The 21,105-nt window shown below is 46.7% G+C and carries 20 protein-coding genes, 1 rRNA gene and 1 riboswitch; of the genes, 1 reads left to right on the plus strand and 20 read right to left on the minus strand.

Annotated elements, in window-relative coordinates; genetic code table 11:
* Window positions 1-2 precede the first annotated feature (2 nt).
* The 13 genes from purH to OF158_RS15790 all read right to left on the minus strand — a co-directional run bounded on the left by purH (window position 3) and on the right by OF158_RS15790 (window position 12,493).
* The gene (gene purH / locus OF158_RS15730; protein WP_026684447.1) at window positions 3-1,532 is read right to left on the minus strand and encodes a bifunctional phosphoribosylaminoimidazolecarboxamide formyltransferase/IMP cyclohydrolase; all 1,530 of its coding nucleotides are present in this window, start codon (window positions 1,530-1,532) and stop codon (window positions 3-5) included.
* Window positions 1,529-2,122, minus strand: coding sequence for a phosphoribosylglycinamide formyltransferase (gene purN, locus OF158_RS15735; RefSeq protein ID WP_026684446.1), 594 nt, complete (start codon window positions 2,120-2,122; stop codon window positions 1,529-1,531). Before purN ends, purH begins: the two co-directional genes overlap by 4 nt.
* A complete protein-coding gene (purM, locus tag OF158_RS15740) occupies window positions 2,115-3,158 on the minus strand; it encodes a phosphoribosylformylglycinamidine cyclo-ligase (RefSeq protein ID WP_026684445.1) in 1,044 nt (347 codons plus the stop codon). Before purM ends, purN begins: the two co-directional genes overlap by 8 nt.
* A gap of 19 nt (window positions 3,159-3,177) precedes the next feature.
* Complete coding sequence (gene purF, locus OF158_RS15745; RefSeq protein ID WP_026684444.1) at window positions 3,178-4,602, minus strand: amidophosphoribosyltransferase; 1,425 nt, start codon at window positions 4,600-4,602, stop codon at window positions 3,178-3,180.
* On the minus strand, window positions 4,587-6,836 hold the full coding sequence (purL, locus tag OF158_RS15750; protein ID WP_026684443.1) for a phosphoribosylformylglycinamidine synthase subunit PurL: 2,250 nt from the start codon (window positions 6,834-6,836) through the stop codon (window positions 4,587-4,589). The genes purF and purL overlap by 16 nt, the downstream gene beginning before the upstream one ends.
* Complete coding sequence (purQ, locus tag OF158_RS15755) at window positions 6,820-7,503, minus strand: phosphoribosylformylglycinamidine synthase subunit PurQ (RefSeq protein ID WP_026684442.1); 684 nt, start codon at window positions 7,501-7,503, stop codon at window positions 6,820-6,822. Before purQ ends, purL begins: the two co-directional genes overlap by 17 nt.
* On the minus strand, window positions 7,500-7,754 hold the full coding sequence (gene purS / locus OF158_RS15760; protein WP_026684441.1) for a phosphoribosylformylglycinamidine synthase subunit PurS: 255 nt from the start codon (window positions 7,752-7,754) through the stop codon (window positions 7,500-7,502). Before purS ends, purQ begins: the two co-directional genes overlap by 4 nt.
* Window positions 7,747-8,457, minus strand: coding sequence for a phosphoribosylaminoimidazolesuccinocarboxamide synthase (purC, locus tag OF158_RS15765; protein ID WP_026684440.1), 711 nt, complete (start codon window positions 8,455-8,457; stop codon window positions 7,747-7,749). Before purC ends, purS begins: the two co-directional genes overlap by 8 nt.
* Window positions 8,458-8,545: 88 nt before the next feature.
* Window positions 8,546-9,841: an adenylosuccinate lyase gene (purB, locus tag OF158_RS15770; protein ID WP_017550741.1), complete on the minus strand. Its 1,296-nt coding sequence runs from the start codon at window positions 9,839-9,841 to the stop codon at window positions 8,546-8,548.
* Window positions 9,834-10,994, minus strand: coding sequence for a 5-(carboxyamino)imidazole ribonucleotide synthase (purK, locus tag OF158_RS15775; protein WP_017550740.1), 1,161 nt, complete (start codon window positions 10,992-10,994; stop codon window positions 9,834-9,836). The genes purB and purK overlap by 8 nt, the downstream gene beginning before the upstream one ends.
* The gene (gene purE / locus OF158_RS15780) at window positions 10,975-11,475 is read right to left on the minus strand and encodes a 5-(carboxyamino)imidazole ribonucleotide mutase (protein WP_026684438.1); all 501 of its coding nucleotides are present in this window, start codon (window positions 11,473-11,475) and stop codon (window positions 10,975-10,977) included. The genes purK and purE overlap by 20 nt, the downstream gene beginning before the upstream one ends.
* A gap of 117 nt (window positions 11,476-11,592) precedes the next feature.
* Window positions 11,593-11,693: riboswitch (purine riboswitch) on the minus strand.
* Window positions 11,694-11,741: 48 nt separating this feature from the next.
* The gene (locus tag OF158_RS15785) at window positions 11,742-11,954 is read right to left on the minus strand and encodes an NETI motif-containing protein (protein WP_026684437.1); all 213 of its coding nucleotides are present in this window, start codon (window positions 11,952-11,954) and stop codon (window positions 11,742-11,744) included.
* A complete protein-coding gene (locus OF158_RS15790) occupies window positions 11,951-12,493 on the minus strand; it encodes a DUF2179 domain-containing protein (RefSeq protein WP_017550737.1) in 543 nt (180 codons plus the stop codon). Before OF158_RS15790 ends, OF158_RS15785 begins: the two co-directional genes overlap by 4 nt.
* A 151-nt stretch (window positions 12,494-12,644) precedes the next feature.
* Between OF158_RS15790 and OF158_RS15795 the strand changes: the two genes are divergently transcribed.
* A complete protein-coding gene (locus OF158_RS15795) occupies window positions 12,645-13,373 on the plus strand; it encodes a DsbA family oxidoreductase (RefSeq protein WP_026684436.1) in 729 nt (242 codons plus the stop codon).
* A 256-nt stretch (window positions 13,374-13,629) separates the two neighbouring features.
* Here the strand turns inward: OF158_RS15795 and OF158_RS15800 are convergent, their stop codons facing one another.
* From OF158_RS15800 to rrf, 7 genes are all read right to left on the minus strand, one after another.
* Window positions 13,630-14,118, minus strand: a complete 489-nt coding sequence (locus tag OF158_RS15800; protein ID WP_035183329.1) for a PTS sugar transporter subunit IIA — start codon at window positions 14,116-14,118, stop codon at window positions 13,630-13,632.
* A gap of 16 nt (window positions 14,119-14,134) precedes the next feature.
* A complete protein-coding gene (locus OF158_RS15805; RefSeq protein ID WP_035183327.1) occupies window positions 14,135-14,596 on the minus strand; it encodes a hypothetical protein in 462 nt (153 codons plus the stop codon).
* Window positions 14,589-15,365 (minus strand): MurR/RpiR family transcriptional regulator, encoded by a 777-nt coding sequence (locus tag OF158_RS15810; RefSeq protein ID WP_035183326.1) that lies wholly within the window; start codon window positions 15,363-15,365, stop codon window positions 14,589-14,591. The genes OF158_RS15805 and OF158_RS15810 overlap by 8 nt, the downstream gene beginning before the upstream one ends.
* Before the next feature lie 77 nt (window positions 15,366-15,442).
* Window positions 15,443-17,050: an alpha-glucoside-specific PTS transporter subunit IIBC gene (locus OF158_RS15815; RefSeq protein ID WP_052042141.1), complete on the minus strand. Its 1,608-nt coding sequence runs from the start codon at window positions 17,048-17,050 to the stop codon at window positions 15,443-15,445.
* A 171-nt stretch (window positions 17,051-17,221) separates the two neighbouring features.
* Window positions 17,222-18,574 (minus strand): 6-phospho-alpha-glucosidase, encoded by a 1,353-nt coding sequence (locus OF158_RS15820; protein WP_035183324.1) that lies wholly within the window; start codon window positions 18,572-18,574, stop codon window positions 17,222-17,224.
* Between the two features lie 325 nt (window positions 18,575-18,899).
* Window positions 18,900-20,309, minus strand: coding sequence for a group II intron reverse transcriptase/maturase (gene ltrA / locus OF158_RS15825; protein WP_048339776.1), 1,410 nt, complete (start codon window positions 20,307-20,309; stop codon window positions 18,900-18,902).
* Between the two features lie 442 nt (window positions 20,310-20,751).
* Window positions 20,752-20,867, minus strand: a 5S ribosomal RNA gene (rrf, locus tag OF158_RS15830).
* Window positions 20,868-21,105: the final 238 nt, after the last annotated feature.

Here is a 21,105-nt window from a genome sequence, read left to right on the forward strand (position 1 = left end):
TGTTAGTGTTTAAAGTGGCGGATGCCGGTGAAGACCATGGCGATGCCGTATTCATCGGCCTTTTTAATGGAGTCTTCGTCGCGGATGGAGCCGCCCGGCTGGATGATCGCGGTAATGCCAGCTTTGGCAGCTGCTTCGACAGTGTCGTCCATCGGGAAAAACGCATCGGATGCCATCGCGGCTCCTTTTGCTTTTTCGCCGGCCTGGGCCAACGCAATTTCTGCCGCGCCAACACGGTTCATCTGCCCGGCGCCAATGCCAAGCGTTTTTTCAGTATCCGTCACCACAATCGCATTTGATTTCACATGTTTTACCACTTTCCAGGCCAGTTTCAAAGCCTTCCATTCCTGTTCTGTCGGCTCACGTTTTGTGACAGTTTTCACTTGGGCTTCATCTAAAGTATAAGTATCCTGATCCTGGATCAGCAGCCCGCCTTCTACGGAAGTAATGATTTTTTCCGGTTTGTGCGCTTCCGTAAAAGGCACAGTCAAAAGGCGGATATTTTTCTTGCTTGCCAAAATGTCAAACGCTTCGTCCGCAAACGACGGCGCAATTACAATTTCGAGAAAAATTTCATGTAGCAGCTTGGCCGTTTCCGGGTCAACAGGCCGGTTGAATGCGACGATGCCGCCGAAAATCGATTTCGAGTCTGCCTCGTACGCTTTTTTATACGCTTCAAGCGCCGAATCTCCGACCCCGATGCCGCACGGGTTCATATGCTTTACAGCAACTGCAGCCGGTTCCTTAAAATCTTTTACAATCTGCAGGGCGGCATCTGCATCGCGGATATTATTGTACGATAATGCTTTGCCGTGCAGCTGCCTTGCGTGCGCAATCGAAAACGGCGAACCAAGCGGATTGATATAAAAGCTTGCTTTTTGGTGCGGGTTTTCCCCGTAACGGAGCGTTTGCTTGAGCTCATATGTAAAAGTGACATTCTCCGGAGCCTCTTCGCCAACAATCGTTGTCATATAATCGGCAATCATGGCGTCATACGCTGCTGTATGGCGGAACACTTTTGCAGCCAGCGCTTTTTTCGTATCTTTCGTCACATCGCCGTGCGTTTTGATTTCGTCAATCACTTTGCCGTAGTCCCCTGAGTCCGTAACAACGGTAACATATTCGAAATTTTTTGCAGCCGCACGTAGCATTGACGGCCCGCCAATATCAATATTTTCAATGGCTTCTTCTTCCGTGACATCCGCCTTTGCAATCGTCTCTCGGAACGGATAAAGGTTTACACAAACAAGGTCAATCGGTTTGATCCCATGCGCTGCGATTTGCTGTTCATGTTCCGGCGTCCGTTTTGCCAAAAGCCCGCCGTGGATATTTGGATGGAGCGTTTTTACCCTGCCTTCTAAAATTTCCGGGAAACCTGTTACCTCTTCCACCCCCGTAACAGGCACGCCGGCTTCTTCCAGCGCTTTTTTCGTGCCGCCGGTTGAGAGAATTTCAAAGCCGAGCCCGCTCAAACTTTGTGCAAATGCCGTTATCCCTGTTTTATCCGATACACTGATTAATGCTCTTTTCATTCTGGTAAAACCTCCATGTTGGTTTGATTTTCCACTAGCTTCCTGAGCACATCCAGATACAGCACATGCTCTGTCTGATGAATTCTTGCCGCCAGTGTTTCGTATGTGTCCCCGTCAAGCACAGGGACAGCCGCCTGTGCAATAATCGGCCCGGTATCCATGCTTTCATCGACATAATGAACGGTTACGCCCGTTATTTTCACGCCTGCCGCAAGCGCCTGCCCGATCGCATTTTTTCCCGGGAAAGCCGGCAGCAACGACGGATGGATATTGATGATTTTCCGTGGATACTGATTCAGGAGCACCGGCCCGATTAACCGCATATAGCCGGCCAGGATGATCCATTCAATCTGTTTTTTCTGTAACTGCGCCAAAATTTCCTGCTCATACGCCCGCTTATCCGGATACGTTTTCGGATTGAACACAAACGCCGGGATGTTTTCCTGTGCTGCCCGGCGGATGACATACGCATCTTCACGGTCACATACCAACAGTTCAATCGCCGCATCGAGTTCCCCTTTTTTGGCTGCATCAACTATCGCCTGGAAGTTTGTGCCGCTGCCCGATGCAAAAACAGCCATTTTATGCATTGCCTCTGCTCCCTGCTGCAAAACGGACACCCGCCGTATTTGTAACATGGCCGATGATGAAAGCTTGTTCCCCGGACTGGTTGAAAAAGGAAACAGCGGCCTGTGCCTCTTCCGCCTTCACCGCGAGGACAAACCCGATTCCCATGTTAAAAACGTGAAACATCTCATCGCGGCTGATGTTTCCGTAAGATGCCACAGCGGAAAAAACGGGCGGGACCGGCCATGAACCAAGGCTGATTTCAACACCGAGCCCGTCTCTGTGCATACGCGGAATATTTTCATAAAACCCGCCGCCTGTTACATGTGCCATTCCTTTAATCTCAAATTTTTTCAGAGCGGAAAGCACCGGTTTGACGTAAATTTTGGTCGGGGTTAACAACACTTCCCCAAGCGGCCGGCCCAGTTCCGGCAAAATCGTATCAACGGTCATCGCATGGTCTTTCAGAAAAATTTTCCGGATCAGCGAATAGCCGTTACTGTGAATGCCACTTGAGGCAAGGCCGATTAAAACATCCCCGGGCGCGGTGTTACCCGTGACAAGCGCATCTTTTTCACATGCGCCAACCGCAAATCCCGCCAAATCGTATTCGCCTGCTTCATACATATCCGGCATTTCCGCCGTTTCTCCGCCGACGAGTGTGCACCCTGCCTGCACACATCCTTCCGCCACGCCTTTTACAATTTGCTCAATCGTTTCCGGGTTCTGGCTGCCGCAACCGATATAATCGAGGAAAAAAAGCGGTTCCGCTCCCTGGACAATGATGTCATTGACGCACATAGCGACACAATCGATGCCGATCGTATCATGCTTATTTGTTAAAAAGGCAAGTTTCAGTTTCGTGCCGACGCCGTCCGTTCCGGAAACAAGCACGGGCTTCTGGTAATGGAGCGCGGATAAGTCAAACATGCCGCCAAATCCGCCGAGTGCACCGATTGCCCCCGCCCGGTTTGTTCGCGCCACATGCTTTCCCATCCGTTTGACCGCTTCATAGCCTGCTTCGATGTCGACGCCTGCATCCCGGTATGTGTTTGCCATAGGAATCCTCCGTTAATTGCTATTTTTGAATCAGTTCTTTTTCATGTGGCAGTACCGTATCCGGATAGATTTCCGTCGGATACTTGCCGGTAAAACAGGCGAGGCACTGGCCGCATGTTTCATTAATGGCCGGCCTGCCGATTGCTTCGAGCATATTGTCAACCGTTAAAAAAGTGAGGGTGTCTGCGCCGATCATCTGGCGGATTTCCTCCACGCTGTGATGGGCTGCGATCAGTTCTTCATGCGTTGATGTGTCAATGCCGTAAAAACACGGATGTTTCATTGGCGGCGAGCTGATGCATACATGCACTTCCGTTGCCCCGGCATCGCGGAGCATAGTGACAATCCGTTTGCTTGTCGTTCCGCGCACGATCGAATCATCGACCATGACCACCCGCTTTCCTTCGACGATAGCGCGCACCGGCGACAGTTTCATTTTCACACCCTGTTCGCGCAGCGACTGCGACGGCTGGATGAACGTGCGCCCGACATAGCGGTTTTTGATCAGGCCCATTTCATAGGGGATGCCGGATTGTTCTGCGTAACCGATCGCTGCCGAAATGCTTGAATCGGGCACGCCGGTTACGACATCCGCGTCAATACCCGCCTGGATCGCAAGCCTTCTCCCCATATTTTTGCGTGCGGCATGGACGTTGATGCCGTGGATATTGCTGTCCGGCCGGGAAAAATAGACATATTCCATTGTGCAAATGGCCGGATTCGCAGCATACGCATACTGCTCCGACTCAATGCCGTGGATGCTGATCGATACGAGTTCACCAGGGCGAATGTCGCGGATAAACTCTGCCCCGACAATGTCAAGCGCGCATGTTTCCGAAGCAACGCAATAAGCGTCGCCGATTTGTCCGAGTGAAAGTGGGCGCAAACCGTTCGGGTCAAGGGCGACAAGCAACTCGTCTTCAGTCATAACAGCAAATGCATACGCCCCCTTTAGCATCGTGAGTGCGCTTTTCATCTGTTCTTTCATGGTACGGTAGCCGCTTCTTTTCATTAAATGGGCGAGCACCTCTGTATCCGATGTCGTCTGAAAAATGCTGCCCTGCATTTCAAGCTGATGCTTCAATGTATGTGCGTTGACGAGATTGCCATTATGCGCAAGCGCAAGGCTGCCGTTTTGCGAATGGAACAGAAGCGGCTGGACGTTTTCAATCCCGCCGCCGCCCGCTGTTGCGTAGCGGACATGCCCGAGGGCCGCATCCCCGTCAAGCCCGGCAAAAGACTGGGCTGAAAATACTTCCGTCACAAGCCCTTCCCCTTTTTTGCCAATGAGGCGCCCGTTTTGTTTGACTACGATACCCGCACCTTCCTGCCCCCTGTGCTGCAGGCTGTGGAGCCCGTAATAGGTAAGCTGTGCTGCATCTTTGTGGCCCCATACCGCGAAAATCCCGCATTCCTCATTTAATCCCTTTATTTCAGCAAGCATCTTAAGGCTCCTTTCCAAGCCGTTTCACATTCCGCTATATCCGCCAGAATCCACGTCTCCCCGTTTTCCCCTTTGATGGTCATTTGCTTATCATCCGTGACATGGCCAATCCAAACAGCCTCATTCACCAAATTTTGAAACGCCTGCTGGTGCTCTTTCTTCACTGACACAATAAATCGTGACTGGGTTTCACTGAATAACGCCGTAACCGGGTTGCCCTTTAAAACGACATGGGCCCCCAAATTTTCCGTCCCAAACAGACATTCGGCGAGTGCCGGTGCAAAACCGCCTTCTGAGACGTCATGGGCGCTTTGCACAAGGCCGGACTGGATCGTTGCAAGCAGTTGGTGCTGACGCCGGGCTTCGGTTTCCAAATCGAGTGCCGGCGGTTTTCCGGAAATTTGGCCGTCTGTAAGCTTTTGCAGTTCGCTGCCACCGAATTCCGGTTTTGCTTCCCCGATCAAATAGATGAGGTCACCAGCCTGTTTAAATGTCTGCGTGGTCGCATGAGTAATGTCTTCGAGAAGCCCGACCATGCCGACAACCGGTGTCGGATACACGGCCTGTACGGACACTTCCCCACTTCCTGTTTTTTGCAATGTTTCATTGTACAGTGAGACATTGCCGCCAATGACCGGGGTTTCAAGCGCGCGGCACGCTTCGCTCATGCCGTCTGCTGCTTTTTCGAGCTGCCAGAAAATTTCTGGTTTTTCCGGTGCGCCGAAGTTCAGGCAGTCTGTCACGCCAAGCGGCTGGGCCCCGGAACAGACAATGTTGCGCGCCGCTTCCGCCACTGCGATTTTCCCGCCCGTTTCCGGATCCAAATAGACGTAACGGGCGTTGCAGTCCGTTGTCATCGCGAGCGCTTTTCTTGTCCCGCGGATCCGGATGACGGCTGCATCCGATCCCGGCATGACCACCGTGTTCGTCCGCACCTGGTAGTCGTACTGTTCGTACACCCATTCTTTGCTGGCAATGGTTGGCTGTTTGAGCAATTGGAAAAAGGTTTCCTGAAGATTTTCCACCGCCGGGATTTGCGGTTTCATCACCTGATAGGCCGCAAAGTAAGCCGGCTCTTTGGACGGTTTATGGTAGACGGGCGCATCCTCTGCAAGCGCATCGGCCGGCACATCCGCAACAAGTTCGCCGTGGTGGTACAGTTTCAACCTTTGATCATCGGTTACCGTTCCGATGGCAACAGCATCGAGCCCGTATTTTTGAAAAAGGCGGATGATTTCCGGTTCCCGGCCCTTTTTTACGACAATCAGCATCCGTTCCTGCGATTCGGAGAGCATCATTTCGTATGGTGTCATCCCGGTTTCGCGTTGCGGAATGCGGTCAAGATTCATCACAAGCCCGACGCCCGCCTTGCTGGCCATTTCGGAAGAGGAGCTGATGAGCCCGGCTGCCCCCATATCCTGGATGCCGACGAGCGCATCATGGCGGACAAGTTCGAGGCAGGCTTCAAGGAGCAGTTTTTCCATAAACGGATCGCCAACTTGGACTGCCGGGCGCTTTTCATCCGAATCTTCGCTGAGCTGCCCGGAGGCAAAAGTGGCGCCGTGGATGCCATCCCTTCCCGTTTTTGCGCCGACATACATGACCGTGTTTCCGATGCCGCGCGCCTGCCCTTTTTGAATGTCTTTATGTTCGATCAGGCCAACGCACATCGCGTTGACGAGCGGATTGCCGTCATAACACGGGTCAAATGCCACTTCCCCGCCGACTGTCGGAATCCCGATGCAATTGCCGTAGCCCGCAATTCCGGCAACGACTTCTTTGAAAAGATGTTTCACCCGCGGGGAATCGAGTTCGCCGAAACGGAGCGAATTGAGGAGCGCAACCGGCCTTGCCCCCATCGAAAACACATCGCGGATAATCCCGCCGACACCCGTTGCCGCGCCCTGGTACGGTTCAATCGCAGACGGGTGGTTATGGCTTTCAATTTTAAAAACAACCGCCAGCCCGTCGCCGATATCGATGATGCCGGCGCCTTCCCCGGGCCCCTGGAGAACGCGTTCGCCTTTTACCGGAAACTTTTTTAAGACCGGCTTAGAATTTTTATAGCTGCAATGTTCCGACCACATGACGGCAAACAGCCCTGTTTCGGTATAATTCGGCGTCCGGCCGAGAATCGCTTCGACCCGTGCGAATTCTTCGTCTGTCAGCCCGATTTCACGGTAAATCTTTTGGCTCTTGATTTCGGCCGGTCCTGGTTCAAGCAATAACGGCATGGGATTCCCTCCAGTTTTTCACAATGGATTTGAACAGCTTCAAGCCGTCCGTGCTTCCGAGTAATGCCTCAACGGCCCGTTCCGGATGGGGCATCATCCCGAGTACATTGCCTTTTTCATTCATAATTCCCGCAATATTGGAAATACTCCCGTTAGGATTTTCCCCGTACGTGAACACAATTTGCCTATTTTCTTTCAGCTTTTTGAGCGTTTCTTTATCGCAAGTATAGTTCCCTTCCCCGTGTGCAACCGGAATCCGGATCGTTTCCCCTTGTTCATACAGGGAAGTAAACATCGTTACGGCATTTTCGACCACAAGCGGTACCGTTTTGCAGACGAATTTCAAGCCTGCGTTCCGGAGCATGGCCCCCGGCAAAAGGCCGGCTTCAAGCAAAATTTGAAACCCGTTGCAGACGCCGAGAACCGGTTTGCCTTCTTCAGCAGCTCTTTGAACAGCCTGCATAACCGGCGAAAAGCGTGCGATCGCGCCTGTCCGCAAATAGTCGCCGTACGAAAAACCGCCCGGCAGGAGGATCCCGTCAAATCCATCTAAACAATCCGCATCATGGCGGACGTATGCCGCTTCTTCACCAAGTGCATCTTGAATCGCATGAAACATATCGGTGTCACAGTTGGATCCCGGAAAAACAATGACAGCAAACTTCACGGCGCAACACACTCCTCAATTTCATAGCGGTAGTCTTCGATGACAGGATTTGAAAGCACCCGCCCGCACACTTCCCGGATGACGGCATCCAAGTCCCGGTCCGCTTTTTCTATAAGCAGCTCCAAATATTTTCCGGCCCGCACGTCCTGCACTTCGCTGTAGCCGAGCTGGGCAAGCGACTGTTTGATGGCAACCCCCTGTGGATCAAGGATGCCTTCGCGCAAGGTGACATAGACTTTCACTTTATACATGCGAAATATCTCCTCTCAAGCGATTTAAGATTTCCTGGTAAACTTCCGTTAAACTGCCCAAATCCCGGCGAAACACATCTTTATCCAACTTTTCATTCGTTGCCAGGTCCCAGAGCCTGCACGTATCCGGGGAAATTTCATCGGCCAACAGGATCGCCCCATCACGTCCGCGTCCGAACTCGAGTTTGAAATCCACAAGGCGGACGCCGATTTCCGCAAACAGCGCCTTTAGGCTCTCATTTACAGCCAGTGCCTGTTTTCTTAAAAACTGCAAATCTTCCGAACTTGCAATCCCTAAAATCCGTACATGGTCTTCTGTAATGAGTGGGTCGCCGAGTTCATCCTTTTTATAATAAAACTCGACAACCGGCTGCCCGACCGGCGTTCCTTCTTCAAGTCCGAGGCGTTTTGCAAGGCTGCCCGCCACGACATTGCGGACGACTACTTCAAGCGAGATGATCTCCACCCGGCGCACAAGCTGTTCGCGTTCCGATATTTTACGGATAAAATGGCTCTTGACCCCTTTTTCCGCAAGCCGCTTAAAGATCAGGCTTGAAATCTCATTGTTTAGCTGCCCTTTTCCTTCAATCTCCGCTTTTTTCACGCCATTAAACGCGGTGGCCGAGTCTTTATACTCAACGCGCAATACATCCGGATCCTCTGTTTCATACAACCGTTTTGCTTTCCCCTCGTATACAAGCATGCGCCTGCCTCCTTAAGCCTGCTGCAAATTTCGCAGCCGCTTTTTATTTTCCGGGACAGCCGGGCTGAATTCACCCGGCCGCCCCGGTTCAGTTCAGCCCGAGACGGTCAAAAATCGTATCGACATGTTTCAAATGATAATAGTAGTCAAAGCATGCCTCGAGTTCCGCTTCCGTGAGCCTGCTTTGGATGGCCGGGTCTTTTTTCAACAGTTCCTTAAACGGTACCTGTTTCTCCCACGACTCCATCGCTTTCGGCTGCACCGTATCGTATGCCGCTTCACGGGACATGCCTTTATCAATCAAAGCAAGCAAAACCCGCTGTGAATAAATGAGACCGAGCGTTTTGTCCATGTTCCGTTTCATATTTTCCGGGAAGACGGTCAGGTTTTTCACAATATTGCCGAACCGGTTCAGCATATAATTAATAGCAATCGTTGCATCCGGCAAAATAATCCGTTCCGCGGAAGAATGCGAGATGTCGCGCTCATGCCAAAGGGAGACATTTTCATACGCCGTTACCATATAGCCGCGCAGCACCCGCGCCATCCCGGTCATATTTTCCGAACCGATCGGGTTGCGTTTATGCGGCATCGCGGACGATCCTTTTTGCCCTTTGCTGAAAAACTCTTCCACTTCACGGGTTTCGCTTTTTTGCAGCCCCCTGATTTCCGTAGCAAATTTTTCAATCGATGTCGCGATCAAAGACAAGGTCGCGATGTAATAAGCGTGGCGGTCGCGCTGCAGCGTTTGCGTGGAGATTGGCGCCGGCTTTAAGCCGAGTTTCCCGCAGACATACTGCTCAACGAACGGGTCGATGTTGGCATAGGTCCCGACAGCACCGCTTAATTTCCCGTAACGGATGCCGTCCGCCGCTTGCCTGAAGCGTTCGAGATTCCGTTTCATTTCTTCGTGCCAGAGCGCCATTTTCAGGCCAAAAGTGGTCGGTTCGGCATGGACGCCGTGGGTACGGCCCATCATGACGGTGTATTTATGTTCAATTGCTTTTTGCTTTAAAATTTCAATAAAACGTTCAAGGTCTTTTTCAATGATTTCATTTGCCTGTTTGATCAAATAAGAAAGCGCCGTATCGACCACATCCGTGGACGTCAGCCCGTAATGCACCCATTTTCTTTCTTCGCCGAGCGACTCCGAAACGGCCCTTGTAAAAGCGACAACATCGTGGCGCGTTTCCTGCTCAATTTCTAAAATTCTTTCAACATCAAATCTGGCATTTTCACGGATTTTTTGCACATCTGCTTTCGGGATTTCCCCAAGCTCCGCCCATGCTTCACAGGCAAGGATTTCCACTTCAAGCCATGCTTTGTATTTATTTTCGTCTGTCCAGATGGCGCCCATTTCAGGCCTTGTATAGCGTTCAATCATTCACTGCTGCCTCCGATCGTTTCTGTACATCCTGCCATACACCGGATTGTTCAAGGGAAAGCAAAGTCTCTTCGATTTCCTCTGTCAGCACTGTAACATGGCCCATCTTTCGCTGGAATTTCGCTTCTTTTTTGCCGTAAAGATGGACCGACCATTCCGGCTGGTAAGGAATTTGCGTAAGCGCCCTTTCGACGTGCTGGCCGAGCAGATTGACCATGACAGCCGGCTTCAAAAGTTCCACTTTGCGGAGCGGCCAGTTGCAGATCGCGCGGATATGCTGGCCAAACTGCGAAATCGAACAGGCTTCAATCGAGTAATGCCCGGAATTATGCGGGCGCGGTGCCAGTTCATTGACATAAAGCGTACCGTCCGCTTCTAAAAACATTTCGACTGCAAGCGTACCGGTTAAATGAAGCTGCTCTGCCACCTTTAGGGCGAGTTGCTCCGCCTCTTTTTTCACCGTATTTTCCACCCGTGCCGGCGCGATTGTTTGATGCAAAATATGGTTGTGATGAATATTTTCAACTACCGGAAAAAGGCTCGTTTCCCCTGCTTCATTCCGGGTGATGATGACAGAAAGTTCTTTTGTAAATGGAATCATTTTTTCAAGGACACATGCGCCGTGGGCAAGAAGCGGATCCGTTTCATTAAAATCCCCTTCATGCCGGAGCGTGATCTGCCCTTTTCCATCATAACCGCCGCGCGCCGTTTTTAAAATACATGGATAGCCAATTTCTGCAACAGCTTCTTTCAAATCCGCCGCGTTTTCAACGACGCGGTACGGCGCAACCCGGACGCCTGCTTTTGCAACTGCTTCTTTTTCAAAAATACGGTTCTGCGTGATCCGGATCAGCTCCGCTCCTTGTGGCACATGGGCAAATCCGGTGGCCTTTTTCAATGTTTTATAATCGATATTTTCAAATTCATAGGTGAGCACATCGCATCGTTCCCCGAGCGCCCGCAATGCCGCTTCATCATCATATGGCGCCGTGATTTGCCCGTCCGCTACCTGCGCACACGGGCAATCCGGCACAGGATCAAGGACAATGATCCGGAAACCCGCCTCTTTTGCGGCAAGGGCCATCATTCTCCCGAGCTGGCCGCCGCCGATGATGCCGATTGTACTCCCCGGTTTAATCATTTTCCTGTTCAAGTTGATCACTGCTTTCATATACGGTTTTTGCAAGTCTTTCCCGCCTTTGTTCAAGCCTTTTGGCAATATGTTCGTTTGTTATGGATAAAATTTGGGCGGCAAGCAGTCCAGCATTCGTTGCGCCCGCTTTTCCGATCGCGACCGTTGCAACCGGGACACCGCCCGGCATTTGCACGATTGAAAGCAAAGAGTCAAGGCCGTTCAACGCTTTCGACCGGACCGGCACGCCGATGACTGGCAACGTCGTTTTTGCTGCGACCATCCCCGGCAAATGGGCCGCGCCGCCTGCTCCCGCAATGATGACTTTTACGCCCCTGCTTCTTGCCTGTTCTGCATATTGAAACATCAGATCCGGCGTCCGATGTGCAGAGACAACTTTTTTCTCATAAGGCACGTCCAATTCATCCAGCACGCTGCACGCATGTTTCATCGTTTCCCAGTCTGAAATGCTGCCCATAATGACGCCAACTTCAACTGCCACCTGCATCCCTCCCCTATTTATGTACAAAAAAACCCGGACGGATCTGCCCGCTCTATTTTAGAGAGAAAGCAGTCCATCCGGGTGCAGCACAAATAAGCATGGAAAACCTTGTGATTCCCAACTTCCGCTTTCCCTCATAGTCCGATTATTTACGGTAACCGGGTAGAGACGTATGGGCCGTATTCCCATTATATATGAGGGTCATATTCACTTTGTATTTTTATCTTAACAGGGAGGCTTGTTGCTGTCAACGAATAATTCATGTTTTACAGGTCGGGAATGTTCGGGTCTGAACTTGTTTTTCTTCCTTCAAAAATAATTTTTCTCGTGACCGGCTCATATTCTTTCTTGCCGTTTTTCTTGACTTCCCGGAACACCGGCTTTTCGATTCTTCTGACCGGTTGGAAGCCTTCTTTTTCCATTCTTGCCAGACAGTCCGCAATGGTCTCATTTTCCAGCACTTCAAACTGTTTTTTCATTTGTTCAATTTTCCTTTCTTCACCGCTTTTACCCAAAAACCGCCGTAAATGGTTTTCGGCTCATATGCAATGATAAAGGCCTTTGGATCAATCGTCTTTATCGCTTGGTATAATTTCAGTTCATATTTCCTCGGCGTCAAAACCTGAAGGGCAATCCGATCCCCTTCAAGCCCGTGCGCATCCCATGTGGTGACGCCGTAGCCACTTTCCCGCAATTTTTTTGCCAAATCCAAATTTGCCCCTGTTGTAATGACATTGACCGTAATATAGCCGAGCGCCAATTTTTCTTCAATTTTCATCCCCACCATGACGCCGATTCCGTAACCGGCCGCATACGCAATAATGTTTTGGATCTTATTCAAATTATCAAGAACAAGCCCGAGACCGATGATATACACGATAATTTCAACCATGCTGACAAAAGCGGCAATATACCGGTATCCCTTTAACGTTAGAATCATCCTCGTTGTCGAAAAGGATACATAGATAATATTAACAACAAAAATAATCAGCACCATGACAATACTATTGTGGAGCAATGATTTTCCCCCTCCTCATCACACATTCATTTTGCTTCTTTTCCATCATATCACGGCCGGAGCAAAGTAAACGTGTCCATAAGCATGATTTTTTATGATAAAACTTTTTTGTGATACGATAGGGGGTAATCGAAAGAAATGGGGTGTTCATATGAAAATTGAAGTGTGGTCTGACTTTGTCTGTCCATTTTGCTATATTGGAAAACGGCGTTTGGAAATGGCACTGGCACAATTTCCGCACCGGGACCAGGTGGAAGTTGAATTTAAAGCTTTTGAACTTGACCCTGCTGCTGAAAAAGGCATTGGAAAAAATATCCATGAAGCGATTGCCGAAAAATACGGCATCAGCATGGAAGAAGCAAAACAGGCAAACCACGGCATCGGTGAACAGGCGGCAACGGTTGGGCTTCATTATGATTTTGACAACATGAAGCCGACAAACACGCTGGATGCACACCGTCTTGAAAAATTTGCCGCGGCTGAAGGCAAAGGAGCGGAACTCGCCGAAAAACTGTTCCACGCCTATTTTACAGAAGGAGCGTATATCGGGGACCACGAAACACTTGCCACGATCGCCGAATCCGCAGGCCTCAGCCGGGAAAAAGCTTTGGAAGTGCTTCGTGATCCGAACGCCCACTTAAATGATGTACGCGTAGATGAAGCCATCGCACAGCAATACGGCATCACCGGCGTCCCGTTTTTTATTCTCAACCAAAAATACGCCATCTCCGGCGCCCAGCCGCTCGAAACCTTTACAAGCGCCCTTCAGAAAGTATGGCAGGAAGAAGCCGCAGCACCGATGCTGCAAGACCTGTCCACCGAAGAAGACGTTGCCTGTGCAGATGGAAGCTGCATTATACCCGGGAAGGAAGAAAAGTAACCATGTTATAAAAGGCAGGGATATTCCCTGCCTTTTTAAAATACGCTTTATATAAAATGAACGAAACATTGCTACTTTGTTGTCGGTTGCAAAAAGGAATCATCATGCAAATGGATGACCTTGTCTCAATGCAAAAACTTAAGTCCGTTTTATATAGCATTCTTTCTGTGTCCGCTTTTGATGGTTAGAACTATTTGTTCGTGGATTTAAGTTTTCGTCTCTATTGCTATATTCCAGGGCAAGCTGATCCTGGCCGCTATTTTAATTCAACTTTTCCGATCTCATTCCCCGCATTCACTTTGCCATTTGTAGAAATCGTAAAATCCAAAATACTGTTGGAATTTGTAAAGATAACCATTACACTGTTATCCTTTCCAGCTGCTTTCAGTGCGGATAAGTCCATATCGGCAATTTTATCACCAGCCTGAATCGTATCATTTTCATTTACATATACCTTAAAAGGTGCCCCCTTAAGTTCTACCGTATCGATTCCCAGATGCACCAATACTTCCAACCCATTATCTGTCTGAATACTAATGGCATGTTTCGTGTCAAAAACGCTCACAATTTTTCCGGATACCGGGCTTCTGACTTCTCCGGCCGCTGGTATTACGGCAAATCCATCTCCCATCATCTTTGTGGAAAAAACCGGATCATTTACCTCAGTGATTGGTACTAAATGGCCGCTAACAGGCGCAACCAAGCCTACTGTTTGGCTCTTTTTCTTTTTTAAAAAGTTGAGCATATCGGTTCCCTACTTTCTAAATCATTAATTTAAGCAAGACAAAATCACAAAACATATACATTACAAGAAAAGCTCCAAGCATTGATAAATAGCTGGCATCATTTCTCAAATTGGATAACTTAATTTTTTTATTTGGAGAAGATAAAATCAATAGTACAATAAAAAAGGCAATTAAAAGATTCCCCAACAAAAGCTGGATCAACGCCGATAAGTAAATGGCCAGCATAAAAAGATCATGATTATTTAAATGAACTTTAAGATGATAGAGATAATATCCCATCAGCAGATCAAGGCAGGAAGCGATCAGCATGACAGCAGAAAAAGGGCTGCTTGAAAACAGTTCTTTAAAAGATGTTGGATATATAGCAACAATCACACATAAATAAATCATATAAAAAACAGGGACGAGAAAAAACAGGGCAATCATCATATTAAATATTTTTGTTTCATTTCCAACAAGCCTTCTTATTTTATCCATTTTGTAAGCCCCCGTTTTCCAATTGCTCAGTAAACAGCTTGTAATGCAAGGAAAAAAGTTCAACCAGAATGTATAAGCTGACAATGCTTCTATGCCATGGTTTATGAAACTCGGATGCATAGTAATAAAGATTGTATGTTGAAATGCCGGCCAATTTATTTGTCCCAAATTGTGTGATGCTGACCATTTTTATATTTCTTCTTTTAAAATCCTTTGCTATATTGACAATTCGTTCATTATTGCCACTCAATGAAATTAAAAATACGATGTCTTTTTCATTTAACGCTTTCTCTGCTACCGATAATTCTTCTAACGCCGGGAAGTTCGTCACAAATTTTCCTGAGTATATAAAGTTTCTTGTAATCTTTTCCGCAGCCATTTTTTGCTCCCAACCTGTGCCATAGGAAAAGATACGGCTGGCTTCCATAATAGAACGAAACATTTCAGTGTGATGGACCGTATTAAAATATTTGATGGTTTTATCAACGTCTTCTTGCATTTGGTAATTTAGATTTTCCGGCTGGCCGGTCATTCCTTTCAACGTGTTTTCTTCCTTTTTGATTTCATATTTTAATTCGGAAAAACCCGAGTACCCAACCTTCTTGATGGTTCTGAACAAGAAAGAAGCGGAAACATGGCAAAGCTTGCTAATTTCATTTAAAGTTGAATTGCTAACAATATCTTTATGTTCAATAATAAAATTCAGACATTGTATTTCATCTGAATTTAATTGTTGGAAGCTTTGATTCACTTTTTGTTCCAAATCCATAGAGATTCAACACCCTTTCTTGTGTCCTTACATCCAATTTTATCACTAAATAAGATGTTGACTCTATCCAAAAAGTTTTATTGTTTCAACAGTTCTTCAAATTTTTCCCTGACTTGGGGGACATCCAACCCTACGATGACTTGGAATGCTCTTCCTGCTCTCACAACACCCGCAGCTTTTCCCGCTTTAAATGCGCTATCCGGTTTCACTTTCTGTGGATCTACTACTGTCACTCTTAACCTGGTAGCACAATTGGTCACATCACTGATATTTTCTTTTCCGCCCAACGCATCCAGGTAAATTGCCGCTCTTTCCGAATAAGGATCTGTGTAGGATGCTGCAGCTGTTTCTTGCACCCCTTGTGCTAATTTTTTATTTTTATAATCCTGTTTTGTCTTTAATGTAATTTCTTCTTCCTCATCCGCTTCCCTGCCTGGCGTTGCAAAGTTGAATTTTAAAATGAAAAATCTGAATACAAAGAAGTAAATAGCCGTGAATATCAGCCCAACTACAATTTGCGTTAAATATGTTGCCCAGTGATTTTGAAAAAGCGGAATCCAGTTTTTCCCGGCCATATCAATAATGCCTCCGCTCAAATCACCTACTACACCAAATAAATACAATGTCGTATCTAATGTTGCTGCCAAAAGGGAATGAATCACCCATAAAAGCGGCGCTACGAATAGGAATGTAAATTCAATTGGTTCGGTAATACCGGCAAGTACAGATGTAATGACTGCCGGTACCAGCAGGGCCAATACTTTTTTCCTGTTTTCTTTCTTTGCCGTAAAGTAAAATGCCAAAGCAATTCCTGGTATACCAAAAACCTTTTCATTGCCATACATCAGGAATCCCATTTGTGGTGCCATTGATTTCAGTGATTCCTTACTATTAGCAAATGTCTCCAAGTGCATAAGCCACCATTTCGTTAGGCCTTCCGGAACTGCGGCTGGCCCATATTGGAAAGGGATATAAATAAAATGATGAAGACCTGTTGGAATTAAAACACGTTCAAGGAAACAGTAAATCCAAACCCCAACAGGACCTGCATGAGCCATGAATGATTGTAATGATCCGATGCCGAATGAAATTTTCGGCCAAATTAAACAGGTAATGAATGCCAAGGGCAAAGCGGCAAAAAAGCCAAGAATGACGACGAAAGCAGATCCCTGGAAGGTACCCAAAAAGTCAGGTAATTTATAGTCAAAAAATCTGTTATGCAAATAGACAACGATTCCCGCTATAATTAAGGCACCAATGATGCTTGTATTAAAAGTTTTAATGCCGGCAATCATTTTTAAGCCTTCGTTTGTGCTATTTTCAGCTAAAGCCCTTCCGTAATGCATAATTCCAAAAAATTTCCCCCAGTGGGTAAGAATGGCCGCTATAAAATAATTCCATGTAAGATACGTAACCAAAGCTTCCATTGCAGCTCTTCCGGAAGCTTTTTTTGCCAGCCCGATAGGCAGGCCGACGACAAATAATAATTCTATTTGATTAAATACTGTCCATGAACCTTGTTGTACAGTATCCCATATGCCGTACCATAAAGTCCCTTCACTTGCAATCTTTCCAAAAACAGACGGATTGCAAAATAATATACTGATGGCCAGCATAATGCCAGCAAATGAGAAAAGTAAAACAGGTGTAAACATTGCACCGCCAAATCTTTGTATACTTTTCATCGTTATCCTCCAGACCGGAAACCGCTTTCCTTTTTAGGAATATGATGAGAAGCGATAAAATCTTTTTTCTTTTTAAAAAGATTTACCGCTCCTCATTTTTGGTTTCACTTAGTAATGATATAAAGGAGCATGTTTAAATTTATTATCCCTTTAGTTGATTACCTTGTTTGATCAGCTTAAAACTGGTTCAGGACGCCCGATTTTTAATTCCGGCCAGTAATCCTTATTTGCTTCAACCAGTTCATCCAAAATAGCTTTGGCCAATCCTGCATCTGGTACAATCTTACTTAAGCTTAATGCTTGCCATAATTTCGTATATGAACCCTCTGTCCAGGCATCGACAACCAGATTTTCAACACTGTTTTGTTCCTCAATCAGCCCTTTTTGGAAGCGCGGGATTTTACCCTGGGCAAGTGGTTCAGGCCCATTTGCACCAATTAAGCAAGGAATTTCAACCATTGTATCAGAATCCAGATTTTCTACTGCCCCTTTATTTGGTGTAATGACAAGCATGCGTTCTTTTGTGTTATAAGCAATCGCACGGCATAAATCAATAATGTAAGAAGCATGTTCATCTGATTTAAAGGCGCTGTTTTGTGCTGTTCCGGATTCCGTAATTTTGGCACATTCTTCAAAAACAAATTTTTCGCGGCCCAATCTGATTTCATCCGTCCTTGTATGATTCGGATCAGAATGTTTCACAACTTCCTGCGGATATAGATAGTATTTCAGATAAGTGTTCGGCAATGTTTCTGGATCGAGTGCATAGACATTTTTAGCCATTTCAAAAGTCTCTCTCCAGCTTTTTTCTGTCCCGCTTTCATCAGGCAAAATATATCCGTGTTCCCTGACATAGGCTTGAAGTTGCGGCATTAAATTATTGCCTTTCTTATCTCTTACCGCTGTCCACCAACCAAAGTGATTCAATCCATAATAGTCGAAATCTAGTTCTTTATAAGAATCTAATTTTAATATTTTTGCCATCCGATCCATAATTCCAATCGGCATATCACAGATATTGATAATTTTAGATTTCGGTCTTAAGCGATTTGTAGCTACAGCCACGATAGCAGCAGGATTTGAGTAATTCAACATCCAAGCATTTGGAGAATATTTTTCCATATAATCAATAAGCTCTAAAACGCCGCCGATCGACCTTAAACCGTAAGCAATTCCTCCGGGCCCTGTTGTTTCTTGACCGACAACCCCGTGTTTTAATGGAATTTTTTCATCTTTTTCGCGCATTTCATATTTTCCAACCCTGATTTGCGCCATTACAAAATCGACATCTGAAAACCCTTCTGCCGGATTGGTCGTTGCCAAAAATTCTATTTCTGGGGCCCTTTCCTTAATCATGATGGCGCAAGCATCCGCAACTTTTTGCTGCCGCTCCCCATCATTATCGTAAAACTTTAAACTTCTAATTGGAAATTTGTCTAAATTGTCGAGTAACGTTAAAACAATTCCTGGAGTATAAGTACTGCCTCCGCCGGCGATGACTACTGAAAATTTTTTATCTGACATAATAGATCTCTCCTTAAAGAAAACGTTATCTTTATTACATGATCATTATCTCACGAAGAAAAAATTATTCAATAAGATGAAATTGTTTAAAAAATAAATTTGCAAACAAAAAAGAATTTCATTTTCCGAAAAATATTTCATTGATTTTTGTCGCCTTTTTATATTCTTCATAAAGCAACGATTTTGAGTAAAACAGGCTGTAATCCGGCAAAAGCAGTAAGGTGTGTTTTATATACAGGTAATCGAGTAGGAGGCTAATCATTATTTGATTAGCCGACCTCTCACACCACCGTGCGTACGGTTCCGTACACGGCGGTTCTAAAGTTTACGACCGTACAGACAGATAGTAATCCAGAAAACTTATATACCTTGCTCTTCGGAAGAGTTCGTTTGTAAGGGTTCTAGCTAAGATATGGCTGCCGGAGATTCTCCAGTAGCCTTTTCTTGTGTTAGCCCATTCCCACGCCTTTCTTTTATTGATCCCTAATTTCTTGAGCCAATAAAATCTTGTGCGTACTCTCTTCCATCTTTTCCAAGTTACCATTCGCATTCTTCTTCGTGTCCATTGGTCCAGTCTGGTTACCAGACTTTTCATATCCGCTAGCTTGTAGTAATTTACCCATCCTCGGACAGTGTCGTTTAGCCTTTTCTTTCTTTCCTCTACGCTTAATCCGTTGCTTCTTCCTGTGATTCTGCGAATTTTCTCCTTTAATTTTTGAACACCCTTCGGGTGTACCCGGAATTTGCATTTTCCTTCATAAAGGTAGAATCCATAACTCAGGAACTTGATGTTTCTAATATGTGTGATCATCGTCTTCTCTCGGTTCACTTTGAGTCGCAATTTCCTCTCAATGAATGGGAGAATGTTATGGTATGTTCTTTCGCAGCTTCTTCGGCTTTTACAGAATATGATCACATCATCAGCGTAACGGACAAATCGGTGATTTCTTGCTTCCATTTCTTTATCCAATTCGTTTAACATTACATTGGCAAGAAGCGGACTTAGTGGTCCTCCTTGTGGAACACCGAAATCATTTGTTGTCCTTATTCCTTTGATCATAACACCTGCATTTAGGAATTTATGGATTAAGGAGATTACACGTCCGTCGTGAATTGTTTCACTCAATATCTGGATAAGCTTACTATGGTTTACCGTGTCAAAGTACTGTTCTAAGTCCAGGTCTACTACATACTGGTATCCTTCATTTACATTCTTTTGGCACTTGAGAAGTGCCTGATTTGTACTTCTATGTGGTCGGAAACCATAGCTATTGTCTGAGAACTTTCTTTCATATATAGGGACTAGGACCTGCGAAATGGCTTGTTGGATGACTCGGTCTACTACCGTTGGTATTCCAAGTTTCCTTGTTTTCCCGTTGTCTTTTGGTATTTCTACCCTTCTAACGGGTTGGGGCTTGTATGTCCCATTTCGAATGGAGAGGACGAGCTCCCTCTGATGTTCAGTTAGGTATGCCAAAAGTTCACCTGTTTTCATTCCATCGACACCGCCCGCACCTTTGTTTTTCTTTACCTTTTTATAGGCACGGTGCAGGTTATTACTTGAAAGGATTCGTTCGAGCATCCATTCGTTCTGTCTGTTGGTGTTAGTGGTGTTGTTTTCAGTTATCCTCTTGAAACTATGCCCTCTGTCATATCCTTCCTGTTCCGCAGTATCTTTTTGACAGCAGGTTTCTTCCTGTTTTCTGCATTTGTTCGTTTCTTCGGTAACTTTCATTGACTTCCACTTCCTTTAGTTCAGCCCTTCCTTCGATGCTCCAGGCATCTCCGTACTATGGCCTCTGCTGACTTCTCACGGCAAATCTTGTTTCAACCAGGTTTCATACTCTGTTTCCACCTGTCCGTGAGACCTCCCGTGGTAAGGTGATTCACTTTCATTCCATGTACCCGCACCATTTACGTTTCCACATCCGGATAGCTTTTGGGCTTTGACTTGTTCAGCAGCCTTACCCTGTGAGAGTACGCCTAATGATGTTCGTGTTCCTCGGGTCAGAATTTTGCCTCCAGCTTCCTTCAGATTCCATCTCACGATGGACACCCTTGCTCTTGGCTAATGGTTGGTCGCTACCTACCCCCATAGCGGACTTACACCGCCTAGCGAATCGCCATGCACGGCGCACCGAAAAAACCGCAGACGATTTGTCTGCGGTTCTCTTTTGGCCCGGCAACGTCCTACTCTCGCAGGGGGAAACCCCCAACTACCATCGGCGCTGGAAAGCTTAACTTCCGAGTTCGGGATGTGTTCGGGTGTGACCTTTCCGCCATCATCACCGGACCTGTATAATTTTTGGGATGTGTTCCCTGAAAACCGGATGGGAGAAAAAACTGTAAACGGAGAATAGCTTTGGTTTCTAACTTTGAGAATTGTCTAGCTCCAGCGCCTTTGGCAAGGCACCTCCGCTTTTCTATTGTCCAGCTCCGGTGCCTACCCCTCGAGGTCGAATAACCTGCCCGTCACGGAGCCAAAAGACGGCTCCATGCCGGTCAGAACATTCGCTTGTCGGGGCTAAACA

The organism is Weizmannia sp. WK01 (assembly GCF_025905465.1).
Taxonomy (GTDB): domain Bacteria; phylum Bacillota; class Bacilli; order Bacillales; family Bacillaceae_C; genus Weizmannia; species Weizmannia faecalis.

Excerpts from the sequence above, each read along its gene's own strand:
- purH (WP_026684447.1), bottom strand. The coding sequence starts at position 1,532 with ATGAAAAGAGCATTAATCAGTGTATCGGATAAAACAGGGATAACGGCA.
- purN (WP_026684446.1), bottom strand. The coding sequence starts at position 2,122 with ATGCATAAAATGGCTGTTTTTGCATCGGGCAGCGGCACAAACTTCCAG.
- purM (WP_026684445.1), bottom strand. The coding sequence starts at position 3,158 with ATGGCAAACACATACCGGGATGCAGGCGTCGACATCGAAGCAGGCTAT.
- purF (WP_026684444.1), bottom strand. The coding sequence starts at position 4,602 with ATGCTTGCTGAAATAAAGGGATTAAATGAGGAATGCGGGATTTTCGCG.
- purL (WP_026684443.1), bottom strand. The coding sequence starts at position 6,836 with ATGCCGTTATTGCTTGAACCAGGACCGGCCGAAATCAAGAGCCAAAAG.
- purS (WP_026684441.1), bottom strand. The coding sequence starts at position 7,754 with ATGTATAAAGTGAAAGTCTATGTCACCTTGCGCGAAGGCATCCTTGAT.
- purC (WP_026684440.1), bottom strand. The coding sequence starts at position 8,457 with ATGCTTGTATACGAGGGGAAAGCAAAACGGTTGTATGAAACAGAGGAT.
- purB (WP_017550741.1), bottom strand. The coding sequence starts at position 9,841 with ATGATTGAACGCTATACAAGGCCTGAAATGGGCGCCATCTGGACAGAC.
- OF158_RS15785 (WP_026684437.1), bottom strand. The coding sequence starts at position 11,954 with ATGAAAAAACAGTTTGAAGTGCTGGAAAATGAGACCATTGCGGACTGT.
- OF158_RS15795 (WP_026684436.1), top strand. The coding sequence starts at position 12,645 with ATGAAAATTGAAGTGTGGTCTGACTTTGTCTGTCCATTTTGCTATATT.
- OF158_RS15800 (WP_035183329.1), bottom strand. The coding sequence starts at position 14,118 with ATGCTCAACTTTTTAAAAAAGAAAAAGAGCCAAACAGTAGGCTTGGTT.
- OF158_RS15805 (WP_035183327.1), bottom strand. The coding sequence starts at position 14,596 with ATGGATAAAATAAGAAGGCTTGTTGGAAATGAAACAAAAATATTTAAT.
- OF158_RS15810 (WP_035183326.1), bottom strand. The coding sequence starts at position 15,365 with ATGGATTTGGAACAAAAAGTGAATCAAAGCTTCCAACAATTAAATTCA.
- OF158_RS15815 (WP_052042141.1), bottom strand. The coding sequence starts at position 17,050 with ATGAAAAGTATACAAAGATTTGGCGGTGCAATGTTTACACCTGTTTTA.
- OF158_RS15820 (WP_035183324.1), bottom strand. The coding sequence starts at position 18,574 with ATGTCAGATAAAAAATTTTCAGTAGTCATCGCCGGCGGAGGCAGTACT.
- ltrA (WP_048339776.1), bottom strand. The coding sequence starts at position 20,309 with ATGAAAGTTACCGAAGAAACGAACAAATGCAGAAAACAGGAAGAAACC.